The following is a 25906-nucleotide window of genomic DNA, read 5'->3' as shown; positions in this document are numbered from 1 at the left end:
GCATGTGCCTCTCGACCCCGAAGATTTCCACGCCCGCGGTGCAGCGTATGGCCGCCCCGACCTCGGACATTGCCCGCCGTGAGGGCGAGCTGGAACGGACGCTCCGCCGCCAGCGCGCCGGCGTTGCCGCCGATGTGCTGACCTCGCCCCTGGGCGTTGTGGGGGGCGCGGGCTGATGGGTATGCGCGAGATTTATGACGCTGCCGATGCGCTGGTGTCTCGAGGCGCGCATCGCATCCGTTTGTTCGACAGCCTGAAAGAGGGATGCGGGCTGGATTTTCCGCTGAATGATCCTGACACCGGTGACACTTTGCGGGTGGCTGAGCTTTCGGTGGAGGATAGCGGGTTTGGTCCAGCCATGTGGCGGCTCGCGCTGGCATTGATCCAGGAGCGGGCTGGTGCGCAGCCGCGCAGCTCGACTGTATCAGCTGCGGCAAATTGGGAAAAGGATTGGGAGCTCAATCCGGGCGAGCTTTCCATGGGGACGGTTGATGTCATCTTCGAGCGTGAGCGCCAGTATCACCTAGAAGGCTGGACGGCGGCGCATGATGACGCTCACAGCGAGGGTGAGCTTGCGGGCGCCGCTGCCGCCTATTCCGTCTATCGCTCGCAATATGCGACCGATACCGTCATGGGCGATCAGATGGCAAAGCTGATCTGGCCGTGGCGGCAGGATTGGTGGAAGCCGACGACGCGTCGGCGTGATCTTGTGAAGGCTGCGGCGCTTCTTATCGCGGAAATCGACCGTCTCGACCGCCTCGAGCTGGACGCGGCGAAAGGTGGTGGCGAATGAACGCCCCTGTCCGCCTCTCTGCCTCGATCGGCTCGGAAGGGTCGGCGCTGGCGAAGCAGATCTTCGCCCGATACGAGGAGATGAAATCCGACCGCAATGGCCGCGCCCAGGAGCTGGACGCGGTGGCGCGGATCTACCGGCCGCAGCGCCAGGGCTTTTCTTCTTCCGGGGAAAAGCGGGACGCCTGGAACCTGCATGAGCTGTTCAATTCGACCACGCTGGTCGCGGCCGGCAACCTGACCTCGAGCCTTTATTCGACGCTCTGCAACCCGGCGAACGACTGGTTCCAGGCGACGACGCTCGATAAGGATCTGGCGGAATGGCACTCGGTCAAGGAATGGCTGGATATCGTGTCGCGCCGGATGCTGGCGAGCTTTTCGCCGGCAGTGTCGAATTTCTACAGTTCGGCCGTGACCTGGCTTGCCGATGTGCCGATCCTCGGCACCGGTTTCATGATCAGCGATGAGGGGCGGGGTCGCAAAAAGCTGATCGATACCTGTATCAGCCCCGCCGATGCGGTGTTTTCGGTCGATGCCGACGGGATGGCGGATGAACTGATCGTTGAACGCTGGCTGAACCCGGTGCAGGCAGCGCGGTATTACGGGCCAGAGGCGCTGCCGCCAAAGCTGCGCGAGCGTGCCGCCAGTGGCAAGACCGATGGTCGAACGCGTTTCCTGCAGGCGATGCAGCCGAATGACGATTTCACGCCCGGGCGGCTTGGCACCAAAGGCATGCCTTTCGTTTCCACCCATGTCTCGGAAGAGGGGCAGGCGGTGGTGCGCCAGGGCGGTATGCGGGAACAGCCCTTCGCCGTGCCGCGATGGGATGTCGATGGGTCGAACCCCTGGGGCAGGGGTCTCGGCTATCTGACGCTCGCCTCGGGGCGCAAGCTGCAGGCGATGTCGCGCGACAATCTCACCGCCGGCGCGCTGGCGGCGCGCCCGCCCATTGGCACCACGGGCACGCGGGCGGTGAAAGAGGGGATGAAAATGGCCCCGGGGGCGTTCCTGCATGGCGCTGTCAGCCATCAGGGCCAGCAGCTGATGCGCCCGATCATTACCTCGAACGGCCTGCCGATCAGCGCCGATATGGAACGGCAGGCGAAAGAGGAGGTTGAAAACGGTTGGCATGCGCAGCTCCTGACGCTGGTCGGGCGCACCGGCCTCGGGAACCTCGAGGTGATCGAGCGCATGGAAGAGCGGCTTCGCCTTCAGGCACCCTACCTCGGGCGGACGCAGACCGAAGGGCTGTCGGTCCTCCTCGAGCGGCGGTTCGGGCTGCTGTTTCGCGCCGGGCAGTTTCCGCCGCCGCCGAAGGAAATGGCCGGCCAGCCGCTGGATATGCGCTTCACGAGCGTGGCGGCACTGGCGCAGCGGGCGCAGGAGGGCGTCGCGGCCGCGCGGCTGCTGGAAGACACCTACAAGCTGGCCGGATCGCAGTCTGATCCTTCGGCTGCGGCCGAGATCTGGGATAATGTCGATACCGATCGGGCGCTCGGGGTGCTGGCCGAGGCGCGCGGCGCGCCCACGGTGATGCTGCGCAGTCCCGAGGCCGTCGCGGCCCGGCGCGAACAGCGGGCGCAGGCCGCCGCGCAACAGCAGCAGATGGCTATGGCGCAGCAGCTCGCGGCAACCGGCAAGGATGCGGCCTCGGCCATGGCACAGATGATGCCGCCGGAAGGGGGGATGTGATGCCGAGGAAGCTGAACAAGCGGAAGAAGCTGCAAGCTGCCCGCCTGAGGAAGGCCGAGGCGAAAAAGCTCAGGAGCTTTGTTTCCTCCACTTCGGACCTGAATGGTGGCGCCGGGCTGATACTGCCCGTTTATCTGGCGGCCAAGCTACGTTCATTCGGGATTTCTGACGGCTATATCGTCCAGAAGTCCTTGCCTTATCAGGGTCCGTTCTGATGCGCGCGATCCGCATTGCATACATGGCCGCGTATCAGGCGCTTTTCGGTCGCCGCGCCACCACGGCGCTGGCCGAGGGCTGGCGGCGCATGCGCCAGCATCCGCAGGTGATCCGGGATCTTTGCGTCCTGGGTCACCTGTTCGAGCCGGATATCGATCCGGAAACCGGGCGGCTTTACCCGACAGATGAGCTGATCGCGCGCGCCGCCCGCAAGAGCTTTGCCCTGGGCCTGCTGGCCCGGGCGGAAATCACCCATGACGAACTCAATATGATCCGGGAAGGACACGAGGGATATGAACAGACTTTTGGCGATGCTGATGGGGACTACCGCTGATGTCCGTCTCTTTCAGGCCGATGGCGCTGGCGGTGGTGCGCAGGGCGGTGCAGCTGCAGCTCAGGGAGGAGCGCAAGGCGGCGCAGCCGGAGCGACTGGCAATGCTCAAGGCGCAAGTGGCGCAAATGGTGCTGGAGCTGAAGGCGGACAGGGCGCCGGCGGGAACGCTGGCGCAGGAGCTGGCGAGGGCGGAACGGGCGCGGCTGGCGGCGGCGAAGGTGGCGAAAGGCCCTGGTATGAAGGCCGCACCTGGTCCGATCCCGCCCTGCAGCAGCACCTGATCAAATCGGGCTACCACAAGGGCACCGCCGAAGAAGCGCTGGAAAAGGCGCTGAAGGGCGAGATCTCGGCCGTCACCCGGCTGGGCAAGAACCCGGGCCAGCTGCTGGACGCGCCGGCCGAGGGGCAGAGTTTTGGCGACTGGCTGAAGGCGAACGGATCTCGCTTCGGTGTGCCGGATGCGGTGGACAAATACGACGTCAAGCTGCCCGATGGCCTGCCGAAAGACATGCCGATCGACGACGCGCTGCTGAGTGATTACCGGGCTTTCGCGCTGGAAAGTGGTCTGCCACCGGCACTGGTGCAGTCGAATGTCGATTTCTGGGCGAAGGCGATGGGCGGCAAGTTTACCGCGCTGGCCGCCGGCGCCGCGACGGCGGAAGAGAACCTGACAAAGGATCTGCAGAACGCCTGGGGCGGCAATTGGAAACAGAACCAGCAGCTGGCGGTTCGCACCTTCCAGGCGCTGGCGGCGGATATGAAACTGGCGCCGGAGACCGCGAAGCTGGTGGCAGAGAAGCTGAATGCCGGCATGGGCGATGCGACCTTGCTGAAATTCTTCCATAGCCTGGGCGAGAAGCTGGGCGAGGACACGCTGGCGATCCCACGCGGCGGCAATGCCCCGGCGCTGGCGCTGGCAGAGGCGCAGCAGCGCAAAGAGGTCATCATGGCTCGTCAAACCGGCGAGATGGCTGCGGCGAACCGTGCCCAGGATCAGCGCCGGATCAACGAGCTGACCAAAGAGCTGAACGGCCTGAATACCGTCATCGCGCAATACGGCGCATAAGGAGGATCCTATGCCGAAAGTATCTCTTACCAGTGCCTCGGGCTGGGTCGTGATCGGCCCACTTGCCGCCACTTCGGATTTTCAGGTGCGGCGGGGTGCCTGTCTGTTCACCACGGAGGCCCCGGGTGCCGATACCGATTTCGGGTTTGACCGGCGTGAGGGGGAGACCTGGACGGTCGGCTCCGGCAAGACGGTGCGGCTGCGGGCAGGTGCTGACTGTCTGGTGCATTATGAGGCTCTGGCATGAGGCATGATCGCCACCTTGGCCACCAGAAGGGCCATCTGGGCTGGCGTGGTTTGGGGCAGAGGGGGGTCTTCTCGCCTCTGCCGTTCCACCCATCCGACCTTTTCGCGGCCGGCCAGCCCGGTCACTGGCCGGGCGGCTACGATCCGACCCAGGCCAGGCTATGGCAAACTGCAACTGGCGTGGTAGCGCGGGTGGCGGCGGCAGGCCAGCAGGTTGCGATTGTGCCGGACCGCTCGCAGGGCGGCGCCCTCGGGCCGGAGCTGTCTGCCGCAGAATACACTATCAGTACCGCCAATCAGCCTGTCCATACGGCGGCAGTCGAGGGCCTCTATCGCTTTGACATGGAGATTGTCAGCGGTGACGGGCGGGCGCGGCAGCAGGGGACTATGCCCTCGATCGCACACACGCTTAGTTTCGCCCCCGCACTTCTGGAGGCCGATGTCATCGCCCGCCCGGGCAGCCTGTTGCGGATCAACACCAATGCGGCGACAGGCCTCGTCTGTCGTCCGACGCTGCGGCTGATCGCGGGCAACCATGCCTCTCAGGAGGTCGCGGTGGCTCGCCCAACGCTGAGCCAGAGTGGGGGCAAATGGTGTTTGGAGACAGACGGCGGCGATAGTCTGTCAATCACGCTGCCCGCCGGCACCTATGGCCGCGCCTGGGTCAGCGCTGCCGGCGTCGTCACGGTCGATACGGTCACCAACCCGACCAACGCCCTGATCCCGACCGCCGTGGGCGCGACACAGGCCGATGTGATCCTGCGCCAGGGGGCGTTCACGTCAACCGAAGAGGCGCAGATCCGTGCATATTGGGGGGGTCTCTATGCCTGATCAGATCCGCATCACCATCGCATGTCCGCTCGCGCATCTGGACGATGCCGCGCAGTTTTCGCGGGCCACGGGATACAGCGCGGCAGACGAGGCTACATTTACGATCTCGCCCGAATATCGGGATGCGGCCGGCAACCGTTACCGCGTGGCCTCTGGACTGGTGGCGGCTGTCTACCCCGCAAACGCCGCCGCGCCTCTGACCGCCCCCGAATGGGGCGCCGACATGGCCGCCGCCGCCCGCGCCCAGGCGCTGATCCGGATCGGCGGCCCGGCAGCCCCGGGCCAGATCACCGCCGTGATCGGCGAGGATGTGTCTGCCGCACTGGCAGAGCTGGGGCTCACCCGGATTGATCCTGTCTGAAATGGTTGCGCCGGCGGGGCCAGGGGAGGCTTCGCCGGCGCGGTGATCGCAACACCCTGCACAGGTCCGCGATCAGTGATCAAGATTTAGGGCTTGACAGATTTCAAGTCCAGCCAGAAATACTGATTCTGTAAAGGCGGGTGGTCTCGATAAACCGGGGTCCGCTGACCGGGGGGAAAGTCCTCACGCTCACGCGAGCGGCTGTTCCTTTTTCGGGCAGCATCGCACAGGTCGGGTCCGGCGTCTCGCCGGGGGGTCCTCCGAACACCGTTGTCCGCAACATGTTCAGAGGAGGGGCCAGTGAGCTACGCTGAACGATTTTCCCAGACCCACAGGATCAACTTTCAGGACGCCTCGCGTCTGGCGGCCGATTACAATGACAGCAGGCTGCGCCATACGGTTTCTGAGCAGCCTTGCGAAGGCGAGCAATCCTCGCCTGTGACCTATTACGACAGCGGCAAGGCCCAGCGTCGTGAGGGCCGCGCGCCGTCGAACCGCGATAATCCGGCGAACCGTCGCCGCCGCTGGCTGAAATACCAGCCGATCTTTGACAGCGGCGAATATATCGACAGCAACGACAAATTCCAGGGGATGGTGAATTTCCAGTCGCCCCTGATGAACCACCATTTTGGCAATGTGCGTCGTTTCATCGACCAGGATGTGATCATCGAAGGCATCTTTGGCGAGGCCTATGAGGGTGCGCTTGGAGGCACGGTCATCACCTTCCCGGCGACCCAGCTGATTGGCGTGGGGGTGCAGGCGGGTGCTGGTTCCGGCCCCGTCGGGATGAACCTGGAAAAGATCAAGGCCAGCCGCAAGAAGTTCGCGGGCGCGAAGAAGGACCTTGATGCCGAGACGCCCTTTTTGTTGGTGACGGCCGAGCAGATCGATGATCTCTCGAATGAGATCGAGCTGACCAGCACCGATTACCGCCAGGAGGCCGGGCCGGCCTTTTCGCGCGATGGCAAGCTGTCGAAGGTCTGGAACCATTTCCTGCTGGAATACCAGGACCTGCCGACCAAAATCGTCGGTAACCGCCTGGTGCAGCGCAATCCGGCTTACTTCAAGTCGGATCTGATGCTGGGCGTCTGGCAGGATGTGAAGTCCGATGCCTGGGAGGATACCGGCAAGTTCAAAGAACTCTACATGAACATCTGCGCCAATATGGATTGCCGCCGTCTGGATGAAACCGGCGTCAACGAGATCGAGAGCGATCTGCAGGCGGCCTGACCCGCACCTGCCCGAATGATCCGGGCGGGGCGGATCCCGCCCGGCCCGATCCCCGCATCATAGCGACAGGAGGGCCGCATGGCCGTTGTCAAACTTAAATCCACGATCTTCGGGGTCACTGGTGTCAATGGCTACCAGGCCCCGGATTCTTCTGCCCTTCAGGGGGTCTTTCACCGTGTCGCCGGCCGCGTCACCAATGGCGCGACCGACAATACCGGATCCACCTATCTGATCGCTCAGATCCCCTGGGCTGCGATCCTGTTGCATGACAGCAGGATCCGCACCGATGCCTGGGGCTTTGCGCAGGCTGTCGTCGGCACGCCGGAGGATCCGGACGGGCTTTATGACGCGGCGAAAGGGGCCAGCGCCACCGGCGTCGTTTTGTTCGATGTCTTCACCGCGAAATGGAACCAGCCACTCTGGAAGCAGCTGGGCCTTGCGAAGATGCCGAACAAGCCCTTTGCCGAGCTGATGTTCGTTGCCAGAGCCGATGCCACCGGCGCTGGTACTGCGGATTTCGACATCCGCTACGCCCTGCATATCTGAGGGCTGATCCATGTCTGTCCTCACGGCTGAAAGTCCGGTTGTCATCTGCCAGCGCGCGCTTGGGCTGGCAGAGGCGCGCAATCGTTTCACCAGTCTTGAGGACAGATCCAGCGAGGCGCAGGAGGCCCGGTTGCGCTATGATGCGCGTCGGCGCTCGGTGCTGGAAGCTCTGGACTGGGGTTTCGCGCGCCGGCGTGTGGTCGGACAGGACGTGGCCGGAGAGGCGACCCCGCCCGGGCTGCCGCGCGCCTGGGCCTTGCCGCCGGAATGCCTGCGGATCCGGGCGGTCTATCCGATGGGTTGCGACAGACTGATCCGGCATAGTCGCGAGGAATATGTCTATACCGAGGATCACGGCCCGGTTCAGATCGTTTTTACCCGCGATATCCACAATCCGGTTCTGTTTGCGCCGGCCTTCACGCAGGCGCTGGAATTCCTGCTGGCTTCGGAATTCAGCATGGTCTTCGCGCGATCGGTGAACCGTGCCGATGTGATGCTGTCGAATTTCCGCGCGGTCATGCAGGAGGCCGATGCACTTGAAGCGGCAGAGCGGTCAAACATCGGTGAGGCCTATGAGGCTGGCGCCTGGGCTGATGCGATCAGTTTTCCCTGGATGGGGGCGCGCTGATGGTCAGGGTCTCTCCGCCGGCGCTGTCATCCTCTTCCGGTGAATTGTCCGAGCTGATGCACGGCCGCCGGGATTTCTCCCGGTTTCAGAATGGTGCGCGAGCCTGCCGGGGCTTTATCCCGCTGCCTGAAGGGCCGGTCACCCGGCTGCCGGGAACCCGTTTCATGGGCTTTGCAGCGGGCGGTGCCGATGCGCGGATCATGGCTTTCGTGTTTCGTGATGAGGATGCGGTGCTGTTGGAATGGACGGCAGGCCTGCTGCGTTTCTGGCGGCAGGGGGTGTTGGTGCTGGATGGCGGTGTGCCATTCTCGATCATTTCGCCCTATACCCTTTCTCAGGCGAGGCGCCTGCAAAGCCTGCAGTCGTCCGACAGGATTTACCTGGCCGAGGGAGAGCTGGCGCCCCGCACGCTGAGCCGGTTCGCCCTGACCAGCTGGAGCCTCGATCAGACGCAATTCAACGGCGGCCCGTTCTCGGATCGCAACCTCGATCAGGATCTGCGGGTGCAGGTCTCGGGAACCTCGGGTGAGGTGACGATTGCCGCGACGGGGGCAATATTTGGGGCCGAACATGTCGGGACCCTGTTTCAGGTGGTCGAGACTGACGCTGTCGATACGCCTTACTGGACATCGGACATCGCCGCCGCCATTGGCGACCGGGTCTATTACGACGGAAAATGCTACGAGATCGTCGCCTGGGATGGATCGGTCGGAACTGTAAGGACAGGTTTCAGCATCTTTATTTCACCACCGGCTTCGTTTCGCGATTTTGAGATCGAGTGGGCGCAGATCACATATGACGCTTACTACGCCGGCCGTGTCGATGGCGGCCAATACAGGTTGGGCGACAGGATCAATCTGAGATACGCTGGCAGTGGCGGCGACGAAGGTAATGACCCTTGGGTTGCCTCCTATGAATGCGTTGCCATCTATACATCGTCCGCAGGTAAGACCACGGGTGTCAACGCGCCGACACATGCCGAGGGCGATTGGCTTTCGGGCAAGGGTGGCCCAATCTGGCGATATCTGCATAACGGTGCTGGCGATATCAGGATCACGGCGGTTGCTTCGCCCGTATCCGCTACCGGAACGGTTGAGCGGGCCATTCCGTCCGGCGTCGTGAACAAGGCTACTTATCGCTGGGCGGATCAGGCCTGGTCGGATGTGAAGGGCTGGCCAAGGGCTATCGGGGCTTTCGGCCAGCGCCATATCTATGGTGGCACGCGTATGGAGCCCCGGCGCCTTTGGCATGGTGTGATCAACGGCACCACGGATTTTGCCACTGGCCCGAATGATGATGATGGTTTCAGCTACCGGTTGAGCGCGAACCGTTCGAAACAGGGTATGATCCGGTCTATTGTCGAAGGATCGGATGAGCTGTTTGTGCTGACCGATGCGGATGAGATCGTCGGCCGTGCGACGGATGCGGATCGGGCTTTCGCGCGCGAGACCGCGAAATACACCATCGTCAGCGAGCATGGATCCTTTGATGCCCAGCCCGAGTTGGTTGATGGCTTGCCGGTTTTCCTTTCGAAAGATGGGGCCCGGCTGCTTTACGAGCAGGTCGAGCAGGCTACCGGACGTCTGAAGCCGGAAAATCTGACGGCGATATCGCGCCATATTTTCGGTGGCGGCGCGATCAAGATCGTGCGCCAGACCGCCCCACTGCCGCTGCTGTGGGTTCTGCTTTCCGGGGGGCAACTGGCCTGCTGCACCTTCGAACCCGGGCAGCAGGTGGTTGGGTTCAGCCGTCACGATCTGGGCGGGATGGTGACCGATATCGAGATTTTGCCTTCGGATGACGGCACCTCACAGGACCTGTGGCTTGTGGTTCGGCGCGAGTTGGGCGGGGTCATCCGTCATTGTGTCGAGCGGATGGAACCGCCCTTTGTCGACCTGGACGGTACGCCGGCTGATCTGTGCACAGCATGGTTCCAGATGTGCGGTATTCGCTGGGAGGGCGAGGCCTCGTCGACCGTCTCGGGCCTGGATCATCTGGCAGGATCCGTGGTGACAGCCTGGACCGATATCGGCGCGGTCACGGATCTTCTGGTTAGTCCGGCAGGCTCGGTGACGTTTCCCCGGCCCGTGACATGGGCCGGGATCGGTCTGGATGTAACCGATCGGCAGTATTTCGACACGCTGGATGTGGTGATCGGCCAGCCCGATGGTGGCGATGACGGGCGGCTGCGCACCCATCGGGTGAGCGGGATCCGGGTGCATCGCTCGGCCGGCGGCACTTTCCAGGTGCGGCGCAGTCTCGACGGCCGTGAGATCGAGGATACCGGTGAAGATCGGTTGTTCCCGGGTCTTGATGACCCGTTCGGAGCGCCGGCCCTTTATGACGGCGTCGTGGAGCTGGGCGGCCATAAGGGTTGGGCGCATCAGAGCTGGCTGCGGATCCGGCCCGAGCCGGGTGCGCCGCTGACGATCTCGACCCGCACCCCCACCATGATGATCACGGACGACTGATATGTGCGGTTTTGCTCCTCTTGCATTTGCCACCTCGGCCGTCACCGGCATCTACGGCGCTTTCAGTTCGCGCAATATGGCCAAAAGCAATGCCGCCATGTCGCGCTATGAGGCGGCGCAGACGCGCGAGATCGGCGCCTTCAATGAGATGCGGGGGCGGGACAAGATGTCCAGACTGATCGCCCGCCAGCGCGGCCAGCTGGCGGCGCGCGGCGTTGATGGCAGCGCCGGATCTGCGCTCGATCTGGGGGAGGAGGCTGCCTATGAGCGCTTTACTGAGGCACAGGCCAGCCGGTTCAACACCAATCAGCGCGTCACCGCGAAACAGAACGAAGCCGCGATCAGCGATTACCAGGCCAGTACCGGCTTCCTGAATGGCATGTTTGGCACCGCCGCCAATTCGATGACCCAGGCGCTGCAGCTCTGGCCCGAGCTGGGGGCCTGATCCATGGCACTGACGATCCCCGAAGCCCAGACCCCTTTCAGCATGGTCGAACAGCCGCGGCTGAACCCGAATGCGCCCACAGGCCTTGAGGGGTTGGGTGCGCTTGCGGATAACTTCGTCGCCTTCTCGGCCCGCAAAGTGCAGGCCGAGAATGACCGTCTGGTGCGCGAGACGCGGCTTTCTGCCATGAATGACATGGATCAGGCCCGGCTGGAATTCGAGACCGATGGCAATCTGGAAGGCCTGACCTCTCGCTGGGAAGCTACCGCTGGTAGCATCGCGGATAAATACGCCCAGTCCCTGCCGGAGTATCTGCGCGAAGACTTCAATATCGGTCTGCGCGAAACCATTGCGCCGCAGACCTCGGCCATCCGCCGGCGCGAATTCGCCCTTTTCCAGGATCGCGAGCGGGCGGCGTTCAACTCCTCGATGAGGGATTATGAGCGGCTGGCGGCTACGGCGCCGGATGGCGAGAGCCGGGATGCGGTGTTCCGCAATGTGGAAAGTGATCTTCAGCGCCAGGTCGATGCCGGTTTGTTGTCGGCGGTCGAGGCCGAAGCAATCATGGCGGACCTGCCGGCAAATACGGCCCGGATCGAGGCGCGCCGCCTGATCATTGATGACCCTGCCGCCTATCTTGATCGCGCGAAAGAGTTCGAGGCGGTTCTGGACCCGGCAGAGGCGTCAGATTTTGGCATGCTGGCGCGCAAGGGAATTGCTGATGAGCAGATCAGGCTGACGAAAGAGGCTGAGGTGCTGGGCGCCAAAGAAGCGCAGAAGCTGAAATCAGATATCGACAGTGCGATAAAGGTGATCGAGGCCGGGCTGGAATATGACGGCCTGATGGATCTGGCGGATCGTGCGCGCGGCAATCCCGAGGAATATGATCGACTGCGCAATGCGGTGGTCTTTGCCGAAGAGGAAAGCGCCTTCCTTCATGGCACTCCGTCCGAGCAAAAGGCCATGCTGGCTGAGTTCGACGCGCGCCCGACCACTGATCCGAATGATCCCTCACGTCGCGACAGGTTGGAAAAAGCGCGTCTTGCGACGGTCGAGGCCCTGGCGCGCGATCCGCTGGGGCATGTCGCGGCTGTGTCCGGCGTGGATATGGGAACCCTGGATCTTGCCGATCCTGCCAGCATGAAAGAGCGGCGGGAGATGGCGCTTGGCGTCTATCAGGAATGGACGCCAAGCGCGACCACGGTGAAGTTTTTTACCGCCGAAGAGGCCGAGAAATTCGGCGCGGTTCTTTCCGGAAAAGACCCGGACCAGGCTATCGCGGTGATCGCAGCCATAGATCGCGGTTTTGGTGACCTGGCGCCGCTGGCCCTGGACCAGTTGGGGGAAAAGGATCCGGTCGCCCATCTGGCGGGCCGGCTGGCGCTGGATACTGGCGACATGGCGGCCTCGCGGGCGATCCTGCGCGGTCGGGCGATGGAGCCGGGATCGAAGGCAAAAATGGCGTCGGAGTACCGGGCGGCGGTGCAGGCCGAAATGTCTGCATTGTTCGGTACGAGGATGGGGCCTGACGGTATTATCGGGTCTGACAGTGAGGCCCTCGCCACCTTCATGCAGGCGGTCGATGACCACTATGCTGCGACCGCGCTGGATATCGCCGATCCGAAATCGGCGGAGGGAAAGGCTGCCGTCTGGCGTTCGGCGCAGGCTGTTGCCAGCCGAACCAATCGTGGCGGCCAGGCCTTTGGCGGGGTGCAGACGGTTCATGGTCGGGATACGGTCTTGCCGGCGCGTCTTGACGCGAGACTGGTTGAACAGGCGCTGAGATATTTCGACGAAAGCCAATGGAAGCGCGCCTCGGAAACCGGCAATCTGCCCTTGTGGGAAAGGCCTAAAGGCTATGGCCGCTATGCCCAGAAGGGGCAATATCCTGTTACCGATTTCTCTCCGGATGAAAGGCGCAACCTTGTGGTTCTGCCAGTCGGGGATGGCCGTTATGCGCTTGGGACCCGGCAGCAAAATAATGAGGTGAAATACCTGTTCGATCCCGGTCATCCCCAGGGGATCTTCGTTTTCGATCTGGAGGAATTCGCCCTGGGCACAAGCCGGTGGGGGCAGATCGATGGCCAGTGAGGATGAAGATGTCGAAATCGCCCCGCTGGCCAGCGATGCTGATCCTCTGCCGATGCTGGAATTCGACGGGCCGGAAAGCAGCTGGTGGGAAATGTTGCCCGCCCAGTTCAACGAAGACCAGCTTCGCCGAAATCGCACAGGTGTAGCGGAGCGGCGACAGAGCCAGATCGAGGATGAGATGGTCTTCGGGATGTCGGAGCAGATCTATGGCGACCGTTTGGCGTTTATGAACAATTCGAATGCCGACCGGGCGCTTGAGCTTGAGGCAAAGGGCATCGCATTTCCGGATGGCCTCAATCGTTCGGCCGTCGAGGTCATGCTTCAAGCGGTGGAAAGCTTAAGGATCAGGGCGCCGGGCGAGGTCGCAAATCTGCCTTCCAGCTACGAGGAACTGCGCCAATTAGCCTATGAGCGGGCAGTGGCTGAGGTCAATGATGAGATGAATGAGGTCGAGAACCGGATCGGTAATCGGTCCGATCCGTCGATTATGGGAGGGGTCGCGGCCTTTATCGGCGGGGCCTCATCTATGCTGACCGATCCTATGCAGGCCGCATTTCTGGCTGTGCCCGCGACCAGCGGCGCCTCGTTTGGCCGTATGATCCTTTACGAGATGATGGTGGGCGGCGTGGGATCTGCCGTTGACCTGCCAAAGGCAAATGCGATGGCGGACTGGGCGGGTTGGCAGCGCCCGGATCCTGTGAATGAGGTCCTGTTCGGCGCCTTGGTCGGGGCGGCATTGCCGGTGGCCGGGCGCGGCGTCAAGGTTGCTGGCAACGTGTTCACGCCGAAAGGACGGGCCGAGAATTGGGAATTGCTGGGCTTCGCTGCGCGGCCAGAGGCGACGGATCTGGAACGCGGCGCAGGGAGCGCGCTCGCGCGTGAAGTGGTCAGTGATGATATTGCGCCGGATGGGGCGCTGGACGCCGCCGAAGCCGCCCTGATAGCTGACCGACTGCCAGATGCGCCGGCGGTGCCGGATGTGGTGTTGCCGGATCCGGGGCCGGATGCGCCGGCCAACTGGTCGCGGATCAGGAACGGGATTTTAGCGGGCGAAAGCGGCGGGGATTACGATGCGCTGTTCGGATATTCGAACCGGCAGGGTGGGCCTTTTGCCGATGTGAAGCTGACCGAGATGACGGTGGATGAGGCCATCGCTTTCTCGGCACCGTCTGGCCCCTACGGCCAATGGGTCAAGGCGCAGATCGGCCGGGTGGCCACCCCTATGGGGGGGTATCAGATTGTCGGCACCACTTTGCGCGCGGCCAAAAAGGGGCTGCGTCTGACCGGTAATGAGGTGATGACGATCGAGACGCAGGAGCGTCTGGGCCAATGGATCTACCGGCAGCAGGGAACCGGCGCCTGGGAGGGTTATCGCGGGCCGCGCGACAGCTTCACACCGTCATCCGGAGGGGGTTATTCCGGCGCTGGTCCCGGCGCGGGCTTGGGCTTTGGCCCTGGCGGGTTGGTGGCCCGTAACTCAGACGCTTTGTTTGATTTTATGCAGACGGGGGATTTTTTCGATCTGCTGCGGCCTGCTGGGCAGGCCGTGCGCGACACTGCGCAGGTCGGATCGCGGTATCTGGACGGTGGCCGGGCCAATGAAGACGTCTTTTTGCGTGGTTCGCGCGGTGGGGATACTGCCATCTTCGAGGCTCCTGCCGGCATGCCGCGCCTGGATCTTGCCGGTCGTGCGGAACGCATCGCGGTCGATGCGCGGGCGCGTGAGATCGATCCTGAGGCTTTTCGCCTGCAGGACAGGTCGGCCGCGCGGGAGGGCAGTTTTCGCAGCTGGCTTGATGATTTCGATGCCGGGCAGGCGCGCGATGTTGATCAGGTGGTCAGCCAGCTGCGCGAGCGCCGCGCGGATGTCGAGGATCAGATCCGAAGCAATCGAACAGGCGGCAAGGGTCGGCTGCGCCAGCAGCTGAAAGAGATCGACCGGGCGCTGGCAGAGGCGGCGTCGCTGCCTCGCAAGGCCAGCGGCGGTGATGTTGCAATCGTTCGGCGCCGGCTGGCAGAGGAGGGGGAGGCCGCGCGTTCGCTTGCGCCGCGCATCGGGCGAGCCAGGGCGGAGGCGCGGCGCGAGCTTGCCGAGCGTGCGCCGGTGGATATCGAGACGGGCCCGGCGCCGGCGAATGCGGATCCACTGATCGAGGGCATGGCGCGTATCCTTGGGCTGCTGCCAGCGCGGCAGGTGGTTCGTGCAGTTGATGCGGGGGGTGCTGCGCCGCCAGCGGGTGGTGCTGCGCCGATGGCTGAAGTGCTGAAGGATGTTCCGCCGCGGCGCTATGTCTCGCGGCTGGCGCTGGATCAGCCCTTTGATGATGTTGACCAGTTGTTTGCAAAGGCTGAACCGGCGCAGGCGCGGTTGGATGCCGAGGCCCGGATTATCGCATCTGATCTGGGTTTGACCTGGAAGAACCCCGGTCTGAAAAGGCGCCCGACGGTCGAAGAGAAGATTGCGCGCAAGGGCTATGCGAGCCCGCGCAATATGACCGATGTGTCGCGCGGCGGTTTCGTCATCGCTGATGCGGCGCAGGCTGATGATCTGATTGCCCGTCTTTCCGGGGTTTTTGATCTGGTCGATGAGGGATGGAAACGCGCGCCAGCGGGCTACATCGACCGCAAGCTTTTGATCCGCCACCCGGATGGCATGCTGTCGGAGGTGCAGATCTGGACGGATGAGATGCTGGCCGCGCAGGATCTGGGCACTGCGCTTTATACGCAGTGGCGCAGCCTGCGAGCGGGGCCTGAAGCGGATGCACTGCTTGCGCGGCAGATCGAGATTTATTCTGCCGCTGCGGCTGCGGGCAAAAATGCCGAGACATTCGCCTCGGTCGGCACCTCTCCATCGCCGATGCTCCACCCGAATTCGCGCCGCAGCACCGCCTCGTCGGGCGTATCGGACAGCAAACCGGACGTGGTAAACACGTCACCGGCATCGACTGGCACCCAGGGGGCGCCGGGTGAAAGCTGGGCAAGCGCGAACAACCCGCCCTCGGGCGTTGAGAACAGGGCGGCCGGTCGGCCATCCCAGTCTGAATATGATCGCAGTTTCATGGGGGATGTCCCTCCTGGAGTGGACAGTTTCAATATGGGCACCTCGGCGCCCGGTGTCAACGCTGGCGCTGATGCGGCGCAGGTGCGCCTTAAGCCCGGCCAGTTCGATGATCCGCTGAATGATCCGGTCGAGATCGCGCGCCTTGATCGTCTCGATCGCGATCTGGGGCGCGCGCTGGCAGACCCCGCATTCGATATGCGCATCCGCCCTGGCGAAAATGACGCGGCGGGTATCCTGCCGCCGGAAGTCTCGCTGCGCCAGTTCATGGCGGAGCTGAGCGAGGAGGCCGATTTCGTCGATGCGCTGAAAACCATCTGTAAATTGTGAGGAACAGGAAAATGAGCCGTAAGAAGATCGGTGAAGAAGTTTCTGAAGCTACTTTGAAAAATGAGAATGAAGTTGTCGCGGCCGGCACGGCGGATCAGGCATCGGTGACGGCGACGCAGGAGCTCGTCACCGAGGCCGGCGACCAGCCCGAGGCCGGCGACCAGCCCGAGGCCGGCGACCAGCCCGAGGCCGGCGACCAGCCCGAGGCCGGCGACCAGCCCGAGGCCGGCGACCAGCCCGAGGCCGGCGACCAGCCCGAGGCCGGCGACCAGACCGATGCCGGCGCCCAGACCGATGCTGATCTGCCGGGGCAGGCGGAAGACGTGAGCTATAACCCGGACGGCACTGGCTCTTTCCCCGCCGCCTTCCTGCTTTCCGGGGATCGTGCGCGCCGGATGTCCTGGGCACCTGGCTATGCGCTGCTGGTTGCGGATGCCGGCGGGCGAACGGGCGCGAAGCTGCAATTCATGATCACCGGATCACGCTCGGGCCTGATCGAGTGGAAGCCGAAACAGATGGCAGATGAACTGCTGGCGCAGGACTGGCAGGTGATCCCGATGGGCGCCGATGGCCAGCCGCTCGATCAGGTTGACCCCGTTGATCAGCCTGATCCGGTCGATCCGGCATGAGCCTGCATGATTGCATTCAGCGCGCGATTGACAGCGGCGATCTGCCGCCCAAACGCGCGCGCGCGGCGCAGGATCTGTTCGCTGAGCGGATGCAGGCCCATGCCAGCGCCGGCCCCGCTGCGGCGGATCTGGCGGCCGAGGATGTCTGGGTGATGCTGCGCGAGCGCCATATCCTGGCGAAGCGGTCGGTGCTGATGCAGGCCGAGGCGCAGATCCGCATGGTGCGGGATACTGCTGCCTATCGCGATGCTGATGGGGTTGCGAACGGTGCCCGGGCGGTGCGCGCCCATATCGAATGGGATCAGGATGCCGGGTTCGGCAATGTGCAGAGCACCTTTGCCGAGCTGGTCAGCCAGTATCGCCGCGATATCAGCGGCCTGATCGAGGATCACAGCCGGAATATCTTTGGCCGGGTGCGATCAAAAGCCAGCCTGATCAATATGGTGCGCGAGCTTTATGGCGAGGCGAGCGGAGACGCACGGGCGAAGGCCAATGCAAAAGCCGCGCGCGAGACGATCGAGCGCGCGCGGCGCGAGTTCAACGCCGCCGGCGGCGATATCCGCAAGCTGGAAGGCTACGGCCTGCCACAGCATTGGGACCGTGCCAAGGTCAGTGCGGTGCCGCGCGGCGAATGGGCCGAGCGCATGCACGATACCCAGGACTGGGCGCGGATCGTCGATCGGGAAACCGGCCTGTCCTTCGATCAGTCGAGCCGGGCGCGGCGGATCGGGTTTCTGGAACAGATCCATGACAATATCCGCACCGGCGGGTTGAACCGGCGCGAGCCTTCGGGCCAGCGCGGCGGGCGTTCGGTCGCGAAATCGCGCGCTGATCACCGGGTGCTGCATTTCAAAAACGCCGATGCCTGGCTGAAGGCCAATGATGAATTCGGCACCGCCGATCCGTTTTCGGCGGTGCTGAACCATCTGGACGGGATGGCGCGCGACACGGCACAGATGCGGGTGCTTGGCCCCAATCCGGCGGCGGGCCTGGAATTCCTGAAGCAGACCGCGCTGAAGCTGGCGGTTGAACGCCCCTGGACGCCGTCGAAGCCGATCACGATGTTGGGCAAGGGTCTGCCCTGGTATTCGACGGCCGAAAAGGAGGTGGGCGGGGTCGCGGCACAGGCTGAGCGGATGCTGGGCCTGATCAATGGCGCGGCCAATCAGGTGGAAAGCGACCTCTTTGCCGGGGTCATGGCGGAGACGCGGCATTTCCTGATCGCGTCGCAACTGGGTGGGGCGATGCTGTCTTCGACGGGCGATGTCGGGTTCATGGCCACCGCCTCGCGCCATGTCGGGATGGATCCGAAGAAGGTGCTGACGCGCTTTGTCGCGACGCTGGCAAAGCCCGAAAATCGCGCCCAGCTGCGCCGGGCCGGCATCATTGCCGAAAGCGCCGCCAATACCGGGGTGATCCAGGCGCGGATGTTCGGTGAGACCTTCAACGGCGCCTCGATGGCGAACCTGTCGGAATTCGTCATGCGGGCCTCGGGCCTGACGGCCTGGACCGATATCGCGCGCGGCGTGTTCAAGCTGGAATTCTATGGCCATCTTGCCGACAACGCCCATCTTGCCTTTGCGGATCTGCCGAAGTCGCTGCGCGAGCTGGTCTTTGAGGCGCGGGGGATCACGGCCGCTGACTGGGACATGATCCGGGCTACCGATCTTTACCGCGATGCCGCGGATCCGAAAGCTTCCTTTCTTATTCCGGGCGACATCGCCCGGCGGACGGATATCGATCCGGATCTTGCGCTGGATCTGTCGCTGAAAATCGGCGCTGCGATCCAGGAGCAACTGGAATTCGCGGTGCCGACCATGACGCTGCGGGGCAAGACCGCGTTGCGGGCCAATGCGCCGGCCGGGACATTCGGCGGCGAGATCCTGCGTTCGGTCGAGATGTATAAAAGCTACCCGCTGACGCTGATGTTCAACCTGATGAGCCGGGTGCTGTACCACAAGGTCAATGGCAGCCGGCTGGGCAATGTGCTGGCCTTCGCGGCGGTCGGGGTGATCGGCGGCGCTGTCGCGATCCAGATGAAAGAGGTTCTGACCAGGGGCCGCGATCCGCGTGACATGACGAAGGGCGAATTCTGGGCCGAGGCGCTGCTTCAAGGCGGCGGGCTGGGGATCTTCGGCGATTTCATCCGATCATCCGAGAACCGCTTTGGCGGTGGTTTTGCCGCGACGGCGGCCGGGCCGGTGGCTGGTCTGGTTTCTGATACCGGGTTTCTGACCATGGATGTTGCCCGTGCGATCTGGAACCGCGATGAGAAGTCCGCCCGAACGGCGGCGAAGTCGGCGGTAAAATTCGCCAATCGCTATGGGGGCCCGACGAACCTGTGGCAGGTCAACTCGGCCATCGACCGCATGGTCTGGGACACAATTACCGAATGGCTGGATCCCGGCGCGGCCGATGCTTTTGCCACCGCTGAGAAGAAGCGCGTCAAGGACTATGGCAATCGCAGCTGGGCGCCGCCGGGCGGCCCAGTGCGGCTGCCCGATTTTTCGAGTGTGTATGGATATGGAGGGGCGCCGTGACACAGGATCTGTCGCCGGATATTTGCGAGGTTTTCACTCTGCCTCTTTCCGGGGCTGCGACCATCCCCTGGCGCTATCTGGCCATTGCTGAGCACTCTGCCGACTGGCTGGCAGATGGCGAATATCTCGGGGCGGCGGTGATCGGGATCGACATCGCGATCTGGCCCGAGGGTGATGTGCTGGAAAATACCGGCACCGTGACGCCGCTGCGTGCGCCACCGGAGGAGGCGACGCATATGCGGCTCTGGCGCAAGACCACTGCCCGCCAGCCTTATCTCGCACCGCCGGCTGCGACAGGGGTCGAGAAATCGCTGGATCGCCATACTCTGCTATTGCAGGAGGCGGTCTGGTGGCTGGAACGCAGCTTGCGATCGACCACGTTGCAGCCGCCCTTCGTGCCGGGCGATGCCGGTGCGCTGCTGATGTGGGATGGCGATATGTTTGTCGCCGGGCCGGATGGCACCGACATTGCCGAGGCGTCGGAAAACGCAACCATCGCAAGGGTGGCAGCGGACCAGGCGGCGCAGTTCAACCGGGGGCCGCTGTTCAATGATTTGGCCGCGCTGCTGGCTGACAGCACCATGACCTATGCGGTTTCGGAAGCGCAGGTCCTGCCCGGGCAGATCGTTATGACGCGGGCGCCGGGCTTTTCCTATCGCGTCGCAGCTGCCGGCGCAGTCAACCATCAGCTGGTCACGGCTGGCGGTGTGAAGCTTTATGTGATCCCGTTTGAGCCGGCCCGAGCTTTCCCGTCGCAGGCTGCGGCCGGGGGCGATACCGCGACCATCACCGCCCTGGAGGCCATCGGCCCGCTGCATGTCGATCTGCAGGGCGGCAGCTATCAGACGACGCTGGCAGCCGGGTCTCTGGCGAATACCTATAGCGGAGGCAGGCTCTATGCCCGCAACCACCTGAACCGCCCGATCCGGGTGAAGACCCGTGCGCCTTACTCTGAGGGCGAGATCCTGCGCAGCGGGCGCAAATCACCGATCATCTCCTTTCGGGGCAAGCGTGGGCTGCACCTTGGCACCTCGATCCCGGCACAGGGCGGCACGGTGGACAGCTATCCGGCGCAGATCGCCAGCATCCTTGGCTGCGAGATCGTCAATATGTCTTTCGGATCGTCGCACGTGTATTGTTTGCCGCTGGCCCAGATCAACCCGTCCGGCGTGCAGGCGCAGATCCTCAGCCTGTCGATGACGAATGCGGATGTGGCGGCCGGTCTCGCGCTTTATGGTGCCGGATCGGTCTTTGACCCTGCCAAGGCGCCGCTGCACGCGCAGGCCCAGACGGTGGAGGCGCGGATCCGGGCGCCCTGGCAGGCGGCGCCGTTTGATTTCGTGGTGCTGGACCACGCGCATAATGATCAGTTCCAGGCTGCCGGCACGCTGACGCCGCCGAACTGGGCGATAAGCGGCGTGACCATCGGCGCCCAGACGACCATCCATGCCCCGGGTCATAGCTTTGCAGTGGATGAAGCGGCGATGATCCGGGTGACCGGGATTGCCGGACTTGATTATGCCTGTGGCCGGGTTGAGGCGGTGGCCGGCGACTATGTCACCATCGCCTATGACAGCGCGGGGCTGGCCGGTGCCTTTACCGCCGGCGTGATCACCAGGCTTGACCGCAGCACCATCTTCGGCGGCTGGGATTTCGTTATCGCCTATAACCGCAACTGTGCGCTGCGCTATGGTGCTGGCGCCAGCGAGCCGGTGTTCATCCTCGCCACCGCGCCCAGCGAGTTTTCCAGCCTGGCCGCGCAGCCCGGGATCTGGGCGGCAAACAGTGCCGTCCTCGAATATGGCGAGGCGCGCGGGTTTGCGGTTTTTGACGCCGCCGTCGCCATGCGAATGAAGCTTGAGGACCAGCCGGTCTATTTTGAGGATGGCACCCACGCGACCAGCTATGCGTCCCGCCGCGTGATCGCGAATATCTGGTGCGAGTGGCTGCAAGGCGGCGTCGTGCCGACGATCAACCCCGATCACTATCTGATCAGGGCGCGCCCGAATGAACCGGTTCCGGATCAGGCCCTGCTGTGCTGGTCTGATATGGATAAGGGTATGGTGCCGGTCGCAGAGCGCATGGCTGCCTGGTCGGTGCTGGCCTCGGAAAGCTTTGATGCCTCCTTTGCCGGCTGGACCACAGGTGGCACCCCGCCGGTGATCGCGGGGGGGCCGCAGGGCAATGCCCTGAGGGTCCAGGCTGCTGCCGGGGCCCAGTCCTATCTGACGCGGGCGCTGGCCTTCAGTTCGGGCGTCAGGGCCGAATTCGATCTGCTGTTGCCTGCCACAGTGGGGCTGGTCGCCTCCGGTTCTTCGACCGCGATCAACGTTGTGACCATCGGAGACGGGGTGATCCATACCGGGCTGCAATTGGTTATCACCACGACCGAAGTGCGCCTGCGTGCGCTGGTGCGCGGTGAGAGTGGCAATCCTGCAACGCAGGTCACGGGCACCGCGACGCGCCTGCCTTTGGCGGCGGGTCGGCTTTACCGTGTCAGGCTGGACGCGGTGCGTGAAAGTGCGCCTGGTAAAGCTGACGGGCGGGCGCTGGTCTCGCTGGATGGTGATCTTATGGCGTCGCCGCTGGTCATCCCGGACAGCACCCGCGCTGATGACACGCTTCTGGCGATTGGTATTGCCAGCAACAATACCACGCTCGGGGCTTTCACGGCCTGGATCAGCAATCTGGCGGTTGAGACGCGCGAGCGCCAGACGCCGGTAAGTGGCGCGATCCCGGCAGCCGCGGTGCTGAATGTCGTCGATGGCATGATCGTGGGGTGGACGCTGTGACGGATCAGCTCACGATCTGGCAGGAGATCTGGCGCGGCGTTCTCGCCTCGGGCGCCGTCACCGGCGTCATCACCACCGCCGCATGGGGGGCCGCTGGCGGCGCGACATCTGCACTTGCCGTCGAGGTGCCGGCGCGTTCCGCCCTGAGACAGATCGCCCTGGGCGCGCTGGTAGCGGGTGGCAGCGGATCGTTTGCTACCGCCGGCGTCGTGGTTGGTATGCGCTGGTTGACAGGCGCTGATGTGCCGCCGGATCTGATCCCGGCTATCGGCGCCGGCGCAAGTGCCTCTTACTTCGCCGGCGTCTTTGGCCCCGCAATCATTGAGATGATCCTGCGCCGTATCATGGGCCGGCGCCCTCCGGGCGGCAGCGAGGGTGATGCCGATGGGTAAGCCGCACCAGATCCTGCGGCGGGAAAGCCGCTGCCCGATGGCCGATTTCTTTCAGCGGATCCGTGTCGGGCTGATCGGCGCGGGTCTGATCCTTCTCATTTCCGGGGTGATCCGATGGATTATGCACTGATCAGGCCTATTTTCGGCGGCCGGCTGCGCCAGTCACAGGTTGATGGTATCGGCGCGCTGCTGGCCGTGACCGAGGGGCTGCCACGCCCATGGCGCGCCTATCTGCTGGCAACGCCCGTGGTCGAGACAGACCTCACCATGCAGCCGATCACCGAATATGGCAGATGCAGCTATTTCAACAAATACGAACCGGGCACCCCGATCGGGAAAAGGCTGGGCAATACCCGCCCAGGCGATGGCTATCTGTTCCGGGGGCGCGGCTATGTGCAGATCACGGGCAGGGGCAACTATCTCCGTGCCGGCCGCTTTCTGGGCCTCGATCTGATCGCAGAGCCGGATCTTGCGCTGGATCCGGTTCTGGCCGGGCGCATCCTCGTGCAGGGCTGCGTGGATGGCTGGTTCACCGGCAAGCGGCTTTCGGATTACCTCGACCGGCCGCAGCCAGATTATCACAACGCCCGCCGGATCGTGAATGGCCTCGACCGTGCGGCCGAGATCGCCCGCTGCGCCCGTCTCTTCGAGGCCGCGCTGCGATGATCCGGATCCTTGCAGCAGTAGCCTTGCTGGCTGCGCTGGCTGCCGGCGTGCAGAGCTGGCGCCTCGATCTGGCGCGTGATCGTGCTGAGGCGGCCGAGGCGAAGGTATCAGCCTATGCCGAAGCGGCCCGGATGCGCGCCGATCAGGACCGCCGGCAGGAGGCGCTGCGGCGTGAGGCGGTGGCGCTTGATCAGGAGTTGTCAACAATGGAGGGTGCCGATGGCGCGCTGTCTGATTATCTGCGTGATGCTGCTCGCCGGCTGTGGCCCTGACCCTTCGGCGCTGTCGATGCTTGACCTTGCACCATGCCCTGGCTGGATGGGCGCGGCGCCCGAGACAGAGGGGCAGCTGGCCCGGGCTGCCTCTGCAGAGCGTGCCGGGCGGCTTTGTGCGAATGAAAAGCTGGAAACCGCCGCCGAATCGGTGCGCCACTGATCGGACGCTGTCCGACTTGGGGCCGTTTGGTTCTCTAACTTATTGAATTATATAGTGTGTGTAGGTTGCTGTAATTCCGATAACAGATTGTTATTGTTCTGGTGACCCAACACTACGAATCTGGGGGTCGGGCGTTCGAATCGCTCTGGGTCCGCCACTTCCATAAAATATCTGTTATTTGTCAAAGCCCTGCGGGGCGGTTTGTCAAACTATCCTAGAAGGTTTGACAGTTGATAGTCATCCTTCTTTTCTTTCGAGCGCAAGCATTCCCTGCGCAGCGAGTTCTTTTCGGCTTGCCGCCCTAGTGTAGCGGTTCACCTCAGCAGTCGATCTGTGGCCGGATATAGCCATGATCTGATGCTCAGAGCACCCCGCTTCCGCCAGCCTGCGGCAAGTCGCCTTGCGCAGCCCATGCGGTGACAGCCCGTCCGGCAATCCGGCTTCGCGCACCATTGCCCTAAACCAATTCGTGAAACCGGGCGGGGTGAATGGATGGCCTTGAGCAGTCATCAGGAAGCTAAGATTATCGAGGGGGAGCGCGTCGAGAACTGCCCGCAGGTCAGCGTGAAGCGGGATATGCACATCCTGCCCCGTCTTTTGCTGTGTGATCGACAGAATGCCTTTGCGGACATGCTGCCGCCCCATGCGCACAACATCACTGCGCCGTTGCCCGGTGTAGAGCAAAAGCATTAGCGCCAGATGCGCGCGGGTGCCGGGTTTGTGGTGCTCTTCGAAGGCGGCGATGTGATCCTCTTCCCATGTCAGGAAGCCTTCAGTCTTGTTGCGTACCTTCCTGACACCTTGAGTCGGATCATCACCACGCCAGCCCAGTTCGACAGCGTGACGCATCAGCAGATGCACCATTCGCAGCATGTTGTTCGCAGCAGCGGGCGTTGCCGCCTTGTCGCTGACCAACTTTTGCAGGTGCTTGCGTTCCATGTGGGCGACTCTCTTGTCACCATGTTCAGCCCGGAAGCGTTCGATGATGCCGCGATATGTCGCCTTGGTGGAATCACTCAGGCCGGTGAAATCGCTGGTCTTGTAGAAGCTGACCACAAGCGCGGACACACTGCCCGCAATGGTTTGCTTCACGCCGATTTCCAGCTTCTCGCCATTTGCGGCCTTCTCATATGCCGCCATAAACTCTGGCGTCCATGGCAGGCCCGGAAGCGCGCAACGGGGGAAGCCAGGGCGGCGATAATACCAGCGGAACGTGCCGTGGCGATCTTCGAAGCCCTGACAGTATCGGGGCGGTTTGCGTAAGAGTTTCATCCTTTCAGTCCCAGTCATTGGTTTCGGGGGCTGAATCGTCACCCGGAAGGGCATCAAACGCCAGATCCAAAGCGCGCACGTCCCAGATTGTCCGGGCATACACGCGCTTGGGGGCGGGCATTTCGCCAGCTTGCACCATCTTATCGAAGGTGGAAGGGCTGACTCCGATGTAAGCCGCCGCCTCTCCACGCGACAGCCCACGCCGAGTGGGCGGTGCAATCGGCGAAGAGGGGCGAACTTGAGTCTCCATCGGGTCAGATTGCCACGCCGTTCTTTGCGGCTTCGGCAACTTCTGCCGCCTTGATCTCGGCAGCGGTGGCGGGCCGTGCCGCGCCCAACGTGTCAAACTGTTTGGCTTGGGCCGGGGTGGCATCGAAAACCGATTTCGGCGGCACGATCACCTCATCGGGTAGCACGATCTGATGCTTTGCGTAGAGTTTCGCCATTGTCTGGATCTCCTCAGAAGCCGCTCAGGCGGACGGTGACGGTTGCGGTCGAAGCGGCAGCAGCGGCTACAGCCACGCCCAGTTTGGTGTTGCTGGTGGCAGTGGTGGTCGCCAGTTCAGCGGTGGCGTCCCAATAGACAGCGGCACCGACAGCGAAGGAATTGGCGGAAACCTTGGGCAGTTCGAACACACCGACCGTTGCCACATCGACAGGGGCACCGCTGGCAGCGTCACCCGATGCGATGCCGACGATACCCGCCAGCACCTCGGCACCAGTGGCACCGAAAGCCGGGGTGTTGCTCCACCGCTTGCCGGAAGCGCCTTCCAGCATTCGGACGGCGGCGGGGCGCGGTGGCGTGGTGTTTCGGTTAAGGATGCGCGAAAGCAGGCCCATGCA

26 protein-coding genes are annotated in these 25906 nt (G+C 63.6%); 23 read left to right on the top strand and 3 right to left on the bottom strand.

What is annotated here, in order from left to right; all coding sequences use genetic code 11:
* Nucleotides 1-2: 2 nt before the first annotated feature.
* The 23 genes from DRF71_RS27670 to DRF71_RS21020 all read left to right on the top strand — a co-directional run bounded on the left by DRF71_RS27670 (nucleotide 3) and on the right by DRF71_RS21020 (nucleotide 23791).
* Nucleotides 3-176, top strand: a complete 174-nt coding sequence (locus DRF71_RS27670; protein ID WP_157971224.1) for a hypothetical protein — start codon at nucleotides 3-5, stop codon at nucleotides 174-176.
* Nucleotides 177-181: 5 nt separating this feature from the next.
* Nucleotides 182-793, top strand: coding sequence for a hypothetical protein (locus tag DRF71_RS28785; protein WP_157971223.1), 612 nt, complete (start codon nucleotides 182-184; stop codon nucleotides 791-793).
* On the top strand, nucleotides 790-2484 hold the full coding sequence (locus DRF71_RS21120) for a portal protein (RefSeq protein ID WP_112312501.1): 1695 nt from the start codon (nucleotides 790-792) through the stop codon (nucleotides 2482-2484). Before DRF71_RS28785 ends, DRF71_RS21120 begins: the two co-directional genes overlap by 4 nt.
* On the top strand, nucleotides 2484-2699 hold the full coding sequence (locus tag DRF71_RS21115; RefSeq protein ID WP_112312500.1) for a hypothetical protein: 216 nt from the start codon (nucleotides 2484-2486) through the stop codon (nucleotides 2697-2699). Before DRF71_RS21120 ends, DRF71_RS21115 begins: the two co-directional genes overlap by 1 nt.
* A complete protein-coding gene (locus tag DRF71_RS21110; protein WP_112312499.1) occupies nucleotides 2699-3034 on the top strand; it encodes a hypothetical protein in 336 nt (111 codons plus the stop codon). The genes DRF71_RS21115 and DRF71_RS21110 overlap by 1 nt, the downstream gene beginning before the upstream one ends.
* The gene (locus DRF71_RS27665) at nucleotides 2994-4100 is read left to right on the top strand and encodes a M15 family metallopeptidase domain-containing protein (protein ID WP_157971222.1); all 1107 of its coding nucleotides are present in this window, start codon (nucleotides 2994-2996) and stop codon (nucleotides 4098-4100) included. Before DRF71_RS21110 ends, DRF71_RS27665 begins: the two co-directional genes overlap by 41 nt.
* A gap of 10 nt (nucleotides 4101-4110) precedes the next feature.
* On the top strand, nucleotides 4111-4347 hold the full coding sequence (locus tag DRF71_RS21100; RefSeq protein ID WP_112312497.1) for a hypothetical protein: 237 nt from the start codon (nucleotides 4111-4113) through the stop codon (nucleotides 4345-4347).
* Nucleotides 4344-5177 carry a hypothetical protein gene (locus DRF71_RS21095; protein ID WP_112312496.1) on the top strand — a complete coding sequence of 278 codons (834 nt, stop codon included), beginning with the start codon at nucleotides 4344-4346 and terminating at the stop codon, nucleotides 5175-5177. The genes DRF71_RS21100 and DRF71_RS21095 overlap by 4 nt, the downstream gene beginning before the upstream one ends.
* Nucleotides 5170-5538, top strand: coding sequence for a hypothetical protein (locus DRF71_RS21090; RefSeq protein WP_112312495.1), 369 nt, complete (start codon nucleotides 5170-5172; stop codon nucleotides 5536-5538). Before DRF71_RS21095 ends, DRF71_RS21090 begins: the two co-directional genes overlap by 8 nt.
* Before the next feature lie 300 nt (nucleotides 5539-5838).
* Complete coding sequence (locus tag DRF71_RS21085; protein ID WP_112312494.1) at nucleotides 5839-6768, top strand: phage capsid protein; 930 nt, start codon at nucleotides 5839-5841, stop codon at nucleotides 6766-6768.
* Nucleotides 6769-6846: 78 nt separating this feature from the next.
* Nucleotides 6847-7314: a hypothetical protein gene (locus tag DRF71_RS21080; protein ID WP_112312493.1), complete on the top strand. Its 468-nt coding sequence runs from the start codon at nucleotides 6847-6849 to the stop codon at nucleotides 7312-7314.
* A 10-nt stretch (nucleotides 7315-7324) separates the two neighbouring features.
* Entirely contained in the window at nucleotides 7325-7942 is a 618-nt protein-coding gene (locus DRF71_RS21075) for a hypothetical protein (protein ID WP_112312492.1), read from the top strand.
* The gene (locus tag DRF71_RS21070; RefSeq protein WP_112312491.1) at nucleotides 7942-10413 is read left to right on the top strand and encodes a hypothetical protein; all 2472 of its coding nucleotides are present in this window, start codon (nucleotides 7942-7944) and stop codon (nucleotides 10411-10413) included. Before DRF71_RS21075 ends, DRF71_RS21070 begins: the two co-directional genes overlap by 1 nt.
* A 1-nt stretch (nucleotide 10414) precedes the next feature.
* The gene (locus tag DRF71_RS21065) at nucleotides 10415-10858 is read left to right on the top strand and encodes a hypothetical protein (RefSeq protein ID WP_112312490.1); all 444 of its coding nucleotides are present in this window, start codon (nucleotides 10415-10417) and stop codon (nucleotides 10856-10858) included.
* A 3-nt stretch (nucleotides 10859-10861) separates the two neighbouring features.
* Complete coding sequence (locus DRF71_RS21060) at nucleotides 10862-12949, top strand: hypothetical protein (RefSeq protein WP_112312489.1); 2088 nt, start codon at nucleotides 10862-10864, stop codon at nucleotides 12947-12949.
* On the top strand, nucleotides 12939-16337 hold the full coding sequence (locus DRF71_RS21055) for a nucleotidyltransferase family protein (protein WP_112312488.1): 3399 nt from the start codon (nucleotides 12939-12941) through the stop codon (nucleotides 16335-16337). The genes DRF71_RS21060 and DRF71_RS21055 overlap by 11 nt, the downstream gene beginning before the upstream one ends.
* An 11-nt stretch (nucleotides 16338-16348) precedes the next feature.
* Nucleotides 16349-16966, top strand: a complete 618-nt coding sequence (locus DRF71_RS21050; RefSeq protein WP_112312487.1) for a hypothetical protein — start codon at nucleotides 16349-16351, stop codon at nucleotides 16964-16966.
* Nucleotides 16963-19506, top strand: a complete 2544-nt coding sequence (locus tag DRF71_RS21045) for a hypothetical protein (protein ID WP_112312486.1) — start codon at nucleotides 16963-16965, stop codon at nucleotides 19504-19506. The genes DRF71_RS21050 and DRF71_RS21045 overlap by 4 nt, the downstream gene beginning before the upstream one ends.
* Nucleotides 19503-22298, top strand: a complete 2796-nt coding sequence (locus DRF71_RS21040) for a hypothetical protein (protein ID WP_112312485.1) — start codon at nucleotides 19503-19505, stop codon at nucleotides 22296-22298. The genes DRF71_RS21045 and DRF71_RS21040 overlap by 4 nt, the downstream gene beginning before the upstream one ends.
* Nucleotides 22295-22690 carry a hypothetical protein gene (locus DRF71_RS21035; RefSeq protein WP_112312484.1) on the top strand — a complete coding sequence of 132 codons (396 nt, stop codon included), beginning with the start codon at nucleotides 22295-22297 and terminating at the stop codon, nucleotides 22688-22690. Before DRF71_RS21040 ends, DRF71_RS21035 begins: the two co-directional genes overlap by 4 nt.
* Before the next feature lie 114 nt (nucleotides 22691-22804).
* A complete protein-coding gene (locus DRF71_RS21030; protein ID WP_112312483.1) occupies nucleotides 22805-23356 on the top strand; it encodes a hypothetical protein in 552 nt (183 codons plus the stop codon).
* On the top strand, nucleotides 23353-23628 hold the full coding sequence (locus DRF71_RS21025) for a hypothetical protein (protein ID WP_112312482.1): 276 nt from the start codon (nucleotides 23353-23355) through the stop codon (nucleotides 23626-23628). The genes DRF71_RS21030 and DRF71_RS21025 overlap by 4 nt, the downstream gene beginning before the upstream one ends.
* A gap of 16 nt (nucleotides 23629-23644) precedes the next feature.
* A complete protein-coding gene (locus tag DRF71_RS21020; protein WP_232831619.1) occupies nucleotides 23645-23791 on the top strand; it encodes a hypothetical protein in 147 nt (48 codons plus the stop codon).
* 237 nt (nucleotides 23792-24028) lie between these two features.
* Here the strand turns inward: DRF71_RS21020 and DRF71_RS21015 are convergent, their stop codons facing one another.
* From DRF71_RS21015 to DRF71_RS21000, 3 genes are all read right to left on the bottom strand, one after another.
* Nucleotides 24029-25063 carry a tyrosine-type recombinase/integrase gene (locus DRF71_RS21015; RefSeq protein ID WP_157971220.1) on the bottom strand — a complete coding sequence of 345 codons (1035 nt, stop codon included), beginning with the start codon at nucleotides 25061-25063 and terminating at the stop codon, nucleotides 24029-24031.
* Between the two features lie 254 nt (nucleotides 25064-25317).
* A complete protein-coding gene (locus DRF71_RS21005; protein ID WP_112312478.1) occupies nucleotides 25318-25509 on the bottom strand; it encodes a hypothetical protein in 192 nt (63 codons plus the stop codon).
* Nucleotides 25510-25522: 13 nt separating this feature from the next.
* Complete coding sequence (locus DRF71_RS21000; RefSeq protein WP_232831618.1) at nucleotides 25523-25903, bottom strand: capsid cement protein; 381 nt, start codon at nucleotides 25901-25903, stop codon at nucleotides 25523-25525.
* Nucleotides 25904-25906 lie beyond the last annotated feature (3 nt).

The organism is Pseudogemmobacter bohemicus (assembly GCF_003290025.1).
GTDB lineage: Bacteria > Pseudomonadota > Alphaproteobacteria > Rhodobacterales > Rhodobacteraceae > Pseudogemmobacter > Pseudogemmobacter bohemicus.
Note: the sequence above shows the minus strand (reverse complement) of the source record. Positions and strands in the feature narration are given on the sequence as shown.

Coding starts and splice junctions, on each gene's coding strand:
- DRF71_RS27670 (WP_157971224.1), top strand. CDS start 3: ATGTGCCTCTCGACCCCGAAGATTTCCACGCCCGCGGTGCAGCGTATG.
- DRF71_RS28785 (WP_157971223.1), top strand. CDS start 182: ATGCGCGAGATTTATGACGCTGCCGATGCGCTGGTGTCTCGAGGCGCG.
- DRF71_RS21120 (WP_112312501.1), top strand. CDS start 790: ATGAACGCCCCTGTCCGCCTCTCTGCCTCGATCGGCTCGGAAGGGTCG.
- DRF71_RS21115 (WP_112312500.1), top strand. CDS start 2,484: ATGCCGAGGAAGCTGAACAAGCGGAAGAAGCTGCAAGCTGCCCGCCTG.
- DRF71_RS21110 (WP_112312499.1), top strand. CDS start 2,699: ATGCGCGCGATCCGCATTGCATACATGGCCGCGTATCAGGCGCTTTTC.
- DRF71_RS27665 (WP_157971222.1), top strand. CDS start 2,994: ATGAACAGACTTTTGGCGATGCTGATGGGGACTACCGCTGATGTCCGT.
- DRF71_RS21100 (WP_112312497.1), top strand. CDS start 4,111: ATGCCGAAAGTATCTCTTACCAGTGCCTCGGGCTGGGTCGTGATCGGC.
- DRF71_RS21095 (WP_112312496.1), top strand. CDS start 4,344: ATGAGGCATGATCGCCACCTTGGCCACCAGAAGGGCCATCTGGGCTGG.
- DRF71_RS21090 (WP_112312495.1), top strand. CDS start 5,170: ATGCCTGATCAGATCCGCATCACCATCGCATGTCCGCTCGCGCATCTG.
- DRF71_RS21080 (WP_112312493.1), top strand. CDS start 6,847: ATGGCCGTTGTCAAACTTAAATCCACGATCTTCGGGGTCACTGGTGTC.
- DRF71_RS21075 (WP_112312492.1), top strand. CDS start 7,325: ATGTCTGTCCTCACGGCTGAAAGTCCGGTTGTCATCTGCCAGCGCGCG.
- DRF71_RS21070 (WP_112312491.1), top strand. CDS start 7,942: ATGGTCAGGGTCTCTCCGCCGGCGCTGTCATCCTCTTCCGGTGAATTG.
- DRF71_RS21065 (WP_112312490.1), top strand. CDS start 10,415: ATGTGCGGTTTTGCTCCTCTTGCATTTGCCACCTCGGCCGTCACCGGC.
- DRF71_RS21060 (WP_112312489.1), top strand. CDS start 10,862: ATGGCACTGACGATCCCCGAAGCCCAGACCCCTTTCAGCATGGTCGAA.
- DRF71_RS21055 (WP_112312488.1), top strand. CDS start 12,939: ATGGCCAGTGAGGATGAAGATGTCGAAATCGCCCCGCTGGCCAGCGAT.
- DRF71_RS21050 (WP_112312487.1), top strand. CDS start 16,349: ATGAGCCGTAAGAAGATCGGTGAAGAAGTTTCTGAAGCTACTTTGAAA.
- DRF71_RS21045 (WP_112312486.1), top strand. CDS start 16,963: ATGAGCCTGCATGATTGCATTCAGCGCGCGATTGACAGCGGCGATCTG.
- DRF71_RS21030 (WP_112312483.1), top strand. CDS start 22,805: ATGGATTATGCACTGATCAGGCCTATTTTCGGCGGCCGGCTGCGCCAG.
- DRF71_RS21025 (WP_112312482.1), top strand. CDS start 23,353: ATGATCCGGATCCTTGCAGCAGTAGCCTTGCTGGCTGCGCTGGCTGCC.
- DRF71_RS21020 (WP_232831619.1), top strand. CDS start 23,645: ATGCTTGACCTTGCACCATGCCCTGGCTGGATGGGCGCGGCGCCCGAG.
- DRF71_RS21015 (WP_157971220.1), bottom strand. CDS start 25,063: ATGAAACTCTTACGCAAACCGCCCCGATACTGTCAGGGCTTCGAAGAT.
- DRF71_RS21005 (WP_112312478.1), bottom strand. CDS start 25,509: ATGGCGAAACTCTACGCAAAGCATCAGATCGTGCTACCCGATGAGGTG.
- DRF71_RS21000 (WP_232831618.1), bottom strand. CDS start 25,903: ATGGGCCTGCTTTCGCGCATCCTTAACCGAAACACCACGCCACCGCGC.